5 protein-coding genes and 1 pseudogene are annotated in these 4562 nt (G+C 61.8%); 5 read left to right on the top strand and 1 reads right to left on the bottom strand.

What is annotated here, in order from left to right; all coding sequences use genetic code 11:
- The 5 genes from WBQ77_RS05600 to WBQ77_RS05580 form a co-directional block, all read left to right on the top strand.
- Positions 1 to 277 (top strand): hypothetical protein (locus tag WBQ77_RS05600; RefSeq protein WP_424059306.1); only part of this gene is annotated, 277 nt, incomplete at its 5' end.
- Between the two features lie 38 nt (positions 278 to 315).
- Positions 316 to 951: an NAD(P)-dependent oxidoreductase gene (locus WBQ77_RS05595; RefSeq protein WP_424059304.1), complete on the top strand. Its 636-nt coding sequence runs from the start codon at positions 316 to 318 to the stop codon at positions 949 to 951.
- Complete coding sequence (locus WBQ77_RS05590; RefSeq protein ID WP_424059302.1) at positions 948 to 1661, top strand: SDR family NAD(P)-dependent oxidoreductase; 714 nt, start codon at positions 948 to 950, stop codon at positions 1659 to 1661. The genes WBQ77_RS05595 and WBQ77_RS05590 overlap by 4 nt, the downstream gene beginning before the upstream one ends.
- Positions 1662 to 1951: 290 nt before the next feature.
- Positions 1952 to 3331, top strand: a complete 1380-nt coding sequence (mgtE, locus tag WBQ77_RS05585) for a magnesium transporter (RefSeq protein ID WP_424044475.1) — start codon at positions 1952 to 1954, stop codon at positions 3329 to 3331.
- Positions 3332 to 3346: 15 nt separating this feature from the next.
- The gene (locus WBQ77_RS05580) at positions 3347 to 4180 is read left to right on the top strand and encodes a YdcF family protein (protein ID WP_424059300.1); all 834 of its coding nucleotides are present in this window, start codon (positions 3347 to 3349) and stop codon (positions 4178 to 4180) included.
- On the opposite strand, the pseudogene WBQ77_RS05575 reads toward WBQ77_RS05580, so the two are convergent.
- Positions 4131 to 4562, bottom strand: a pseudogene (locus WBQ77_RS05575) (hypothetical protein); the annotation flags it as partial. The gene WBQ77_RS05580 and the pseudogene WBQ77_RS05575 sit on opposite strands and share 50 nt — an antisense overlap.

Here is a 4562-nt window from a genome sequence, read left to right as displayed (position 1 = left end):
AATGTTGACCAAGGCCTACAGAGCCGTGATGGATCCCTCGGAGAACCCGCTCTTCGCCCTGCCGAGAATGGTTCGCTTCCATTACATGATCATTCTCTCTTACATGTGGTCGGCAATTTTCGCGCTTTGGATCGGGTTCACCTGGATGATGGGCCCCAGCCTCGTCGCGCATTCCTTGCTGCTTAGTGGTGTTTTCTTCACCGCCGAGATTTTCGCGCTCGCGGGAAAGGGTGCCCAAGCGGCTGCGGCAAAGGGCGCCTATGCTCAGCAGACCTAGGCGTCATCTGAAGCAGCCGGCTGATCTGGAAAAATAACGTGGCTTATGTACTTGTTATTGGCGCCAGCGGTGGCATCGGTCGAGCGACGCTATCTGCGGCTCTCGATGCGGGCCACCGAGTTCGTGCGTTCTCGCGTTCTGCAGACACACTATACCTCGATCACGACAGGCTTGAGAAGTGCCGTGGCGATGCGAAAAACGCCGCCGATATCGATGCGGCCTTGGACGGTATCGACGTGGTCGTGCAGGCTCTGGGGGTTACCGCGAGCGAGCTATTTAAGCCGGTAAATCTGTTCTCCGAAGCGACGCAGGTCCTATTGCCGGCGATGAAACGCCACGCGATCAGACGTTTGGTCGCCGTGACCGGCTTCGGTGCCGGTGACAGCCACGACGCGATTGGCCTACTGCAGATGGTGCCATTTCGAGTGATCCTTGGCAGGGCTTACGACGACAAGGACATACAGGAGCGGTTGATCAAGAACAGCGGTCTGGATTGGACGATCGTACGTCCCGGGATCTTGACAAACAGTCCTCGGGGCGTTCGCTACCGGGTCTTGGAGAAACCATCGCAATGGCGAAATGGCGTCATCTCTCGCGCCGACGTAGCGGACTTCATCGTCCGATCCATTGGCGATGACGATCTGATCCACAAAGACCCTGTGCTTGTCTGGTGAGCAACGGGCTCCACTCGGTCCCAGCAGGCGGGAGTGCGATTGTTCTCGGCGCGAGCGGCGGTCTCGGAACCGCGCTGTCCGACGCGATTGCGCACAGCGGGCGTTTCGAGCGCCTCGTAAAGTTAAGTCGCGCGAGCGTGCCGGCAATCGAACTTCTAGATGAGGCCAGCCTCGCACGTGCGGCGAAGTATGCGTCGGGCGTTGGTGCTGTACGTCTCGTAGTCGACGCGACCGGCTTTCTCCATGATGATCGTCATAAGCCGGAGAAGAGCTGGCGCGATCTTGAGCCGGACGATATGGGCCGGGCATTCGCTCTAAACGCCATCGGGCCGGCGCTGATCATGAAACATTTTCTGCCGCTTTTTCCGCCGTCCGGAAAAGCGGTCTTCGCGACGCTTTCGGCGCGTGTGGGGAGTATTGGCGATAACCACCTTGGCGGTTGGTACAGCTATCGTGCGTCCAAGGCCGCCCTGAACCAGCTCGTGCGCACGGCCTCCGTCGAATTGAAGCGTCTCAAACCTGAAGCGGTATGCGTGGCGTTACATCCCGGCACCGTCGACACGCCTTTGTCTCAGCCGTTCTCTCGGGCTGGTCTGGAAGTTCATTCGCCCTCTATTGCCACGGCTCATCTGATTTCCGTCATCGACAGGCTTGGGCCAGATGAGTCCGGGGGGTTCTTCGATTGGCACGGTGCTTCGGTGCCCTGGTAGCGCGTTCAAATGCGATCTCGGCAGCAACTCAGTGCTGCAACGGCGAAGTGTCGCGATGCTCAGCCGCACCGGTTGTCTCCCGGCCAGTTTTTGACGATTTTGCCCGCTCGCGTGGCGTCGGCTGCAGGTGAGTCCGGGGGAAGTGCCCTCTCGTCCGTAGGCAGGGGGCGGCTGGCCTGATATCACAGGCGAACCGGTAGCGGTCGAATCGTCTCTGGCGGGGCTGTGGCGACGACCGGGGCCGGTCTCCAGCCGGTTCGAGCCTTGAAAACCCAACGAGTGGTCGGTCGATGCAGGACGCCGTAAGCGATTTTCCCTTACGGGACGAAGAGGGGGATATTCGTCCCGAATTCGTCCATGCGGTGACCGATGCCCTTGCGGCCGGCGACATCACCCGCGCTCGGTCGTTGACCCTCGATCTTCATGAAGCCGACCTCGCCGACCTCATCGAGGTTCTGCGCCAGGACGAGCGCGCCGAGCTCATCGAGGCCCTGGGCGATGAGTTCAAGGCGGCGGCGCTGCCCGAACTCGACGAGGCGGTGCGCGACCAGGTTCTCGAGGAAATGCCGCCCGAGCAGGTCGCTGAGGCGCTGCAGGAACTCGAGTCGGATGAGGCGGTCTACTTGCTCGAGGATCTCGACCGCGAAGAGCAAGAAGACATCCTCTCCAAGCTTCCCTATTTCGAACGGGTCGCGCTGCAACGGAGCCTTGAATATCCGGAGGATTCCGCCGGCCGAATGATGCAGACCGATCTGATCGCGGTGCCGCCGTTTTGGTCCGTCGGACAGACGATCGACTATATGCGCGAAGCGGACGATCTGCCCGAGCGATTCTATGAGATCTTCGTGGTCGACCCGGCCTACCATCTGATGGGCTGCGTGGCGCTCAACAAGATCTTGCGGTCCAAGCGCCCGACCCAAATAGACTCAATCATCGACGAGGAGATGCACCCCATCCCGGTCGCCGTCGACCAGGAGGAGGTTGCGCACCGGTTCGAGCGCTACAACATGAACTCGGCGCCGGTGGTGGATACGGACGGTCGCCTGGTCGGTGTGATCACCGCCGACGACATCGTCGAGGTGGTCCAGGAAGAGGCATCGGAAGACATTCTGGCCATGGGTGGCGTTGGCGGCGAATCCATGGCCGACACGGTTTGGGAGACGACGCGGCTGCGCTTCAGCTGGCTCGTGGCCAATCTGGTCACTGCCATCGTCGCGTCTATCGTTATCAGCTTCTTTGAGGCGACCATCGAGCAGATGGTGGCGCTGGCCGTGCTCATGCCCATTGTTGCTTCCATGGGCGGAAATGCTGGGACGCAGACCATGACCGTGGCAGTCCGGGCGCTTGCGACGCACGACCTGGGGCCCGCCAACGCGATGCGGGTCATATGGCGTGAATGCGCCGTGGGGCTTCTCAATGGGCTGCTCTTCGCCGTGATCATGGCGGCCATTGCCTATTTCTGGTTCGGGAGCGACGGTCTCGGGCTCGTCATCGGGGTCGCTATGGTCGTGAACCTCTTCGCCGCCGCGCTTGCCGGCATCTTGATTCCACTCGGGCTCGATGAGTTAAACCTCGACCCCGCGATCGCGTCCGGCGTGTTCGTGACGACTGTGACGGACGTGGTGGGCTTCTTCGCCTTCCTGGGCCTTGCTGCTTTGTGGTTAGCTTAGGGGCGAGGGGGATTCATGTTTTTCTATTTGGCCAAAGCGGTGTGGTTTGTCTTGCAGCCGTCCACGTTGATCGCGTTGCTGAGCGGCTATGGCGCAATCCTGATCTGGACAGGCTGGGCGCGCTGGGGCCGTCGATTCGTGTCGATCGGAGCAATCCTGCTCCTGGTGGTCGGCTTGTCGCCGCTCGGCAATGCGCTGATCCTGCCGCTCGAAGACCGTTTCCCGCGCGCCGATCTCGATCGGCCGCCGGCGCCGGCGGGTCTCATTATTCTTGGGGGCGCGGAAAATCGTCTGGTGGGCGGCGCCCGCAAAGCCCCGACCTTGAATGAGGCCGGCGAACGCCTGCTCGAAGGGGCAATCCTCGCGCAACGATTTCCGGACGCCAAAGTCGCGTTCTCCGGCGGCGATGCCGGTATCCTCTATAAGTCTGACAGCGAGGCGCAGGGCGCCGCGGATATCCTCACTCGGCTCGGCGTTTCCCGGGACCGACTGATTCTGGAAGCCAATGCGCGGGACACCTACGAGAACGCCATCTATCTGAAGAAGGAGCTGGAGGGCGAGGGCACGTTCGGGCCGGAGGCGCGCTGGCTCCTGATTACCTCGGCCTATCACATGCCGCGCTCGATCGGGGCCTTCCGGCAGGCCGGGTTCGACGTGGAGCCGTGGCCGGTCGACTACCGGACGCGGGGGTGGCAAGATTTCTCAAAGCTCTTCGACAAGGTCTCGGAAGGTTTGCGGCGTGTCGATACGGCGACGCGCGAATGGGTGGGGCTGTTGGCCTACTGGCTCACAGGCCGCACTAATGCGCTTTTCCCATCACCAGATCGGACTGGGGGCAGTCAGGGCTGACACAGGCCAGCGAACCGGTATCGAGCCAGTTCTTGAGATAGGCCGCCGCGCGTAAGTCCGCCCCGTCTTCGCCTGCGAAGGTCGCAACCAGCTCGCACAGAACGCCGAAGCGCACGCCTTTGCTGGCTTCGGCCCATATCATTGCTTCTTCGGGACAGAGCGGCCTGAAGCGCGACGTGAGGTCTTGCCGCCAGACCAGGATCATTTGCGGCTCGGGCAGCAGCATAGGCTCGGGCGGCGCAGCCTCATCCTTGAGGGCCATCCAGATGTCTGCGGCGTTGGTCTTGAAGCGGAGTCGCTTAGCGGTTGGATGCGGACTGAAGACGAGGTTCGCCCAGTCTTCCGGCGGGATGGCGGCGAGTTCTTCGATGGTCACGGGCTG

The sequence above is a fragment of the Methyloceanibacter sp. genome (assembly GCF_049590335.1).
Taxonomy (GTDB): domain Bacteria; phylum Pseudomonadota; class Alphaproteobacteria; order Rhizobiales; family Methyloligellaceae; genus Methyloceanibacter.
The sequence above is the reverse complement of the archived record's forward strand: the minus strand, read 5'-3'. Positions and strand labels throughout refer to the sequence as shown.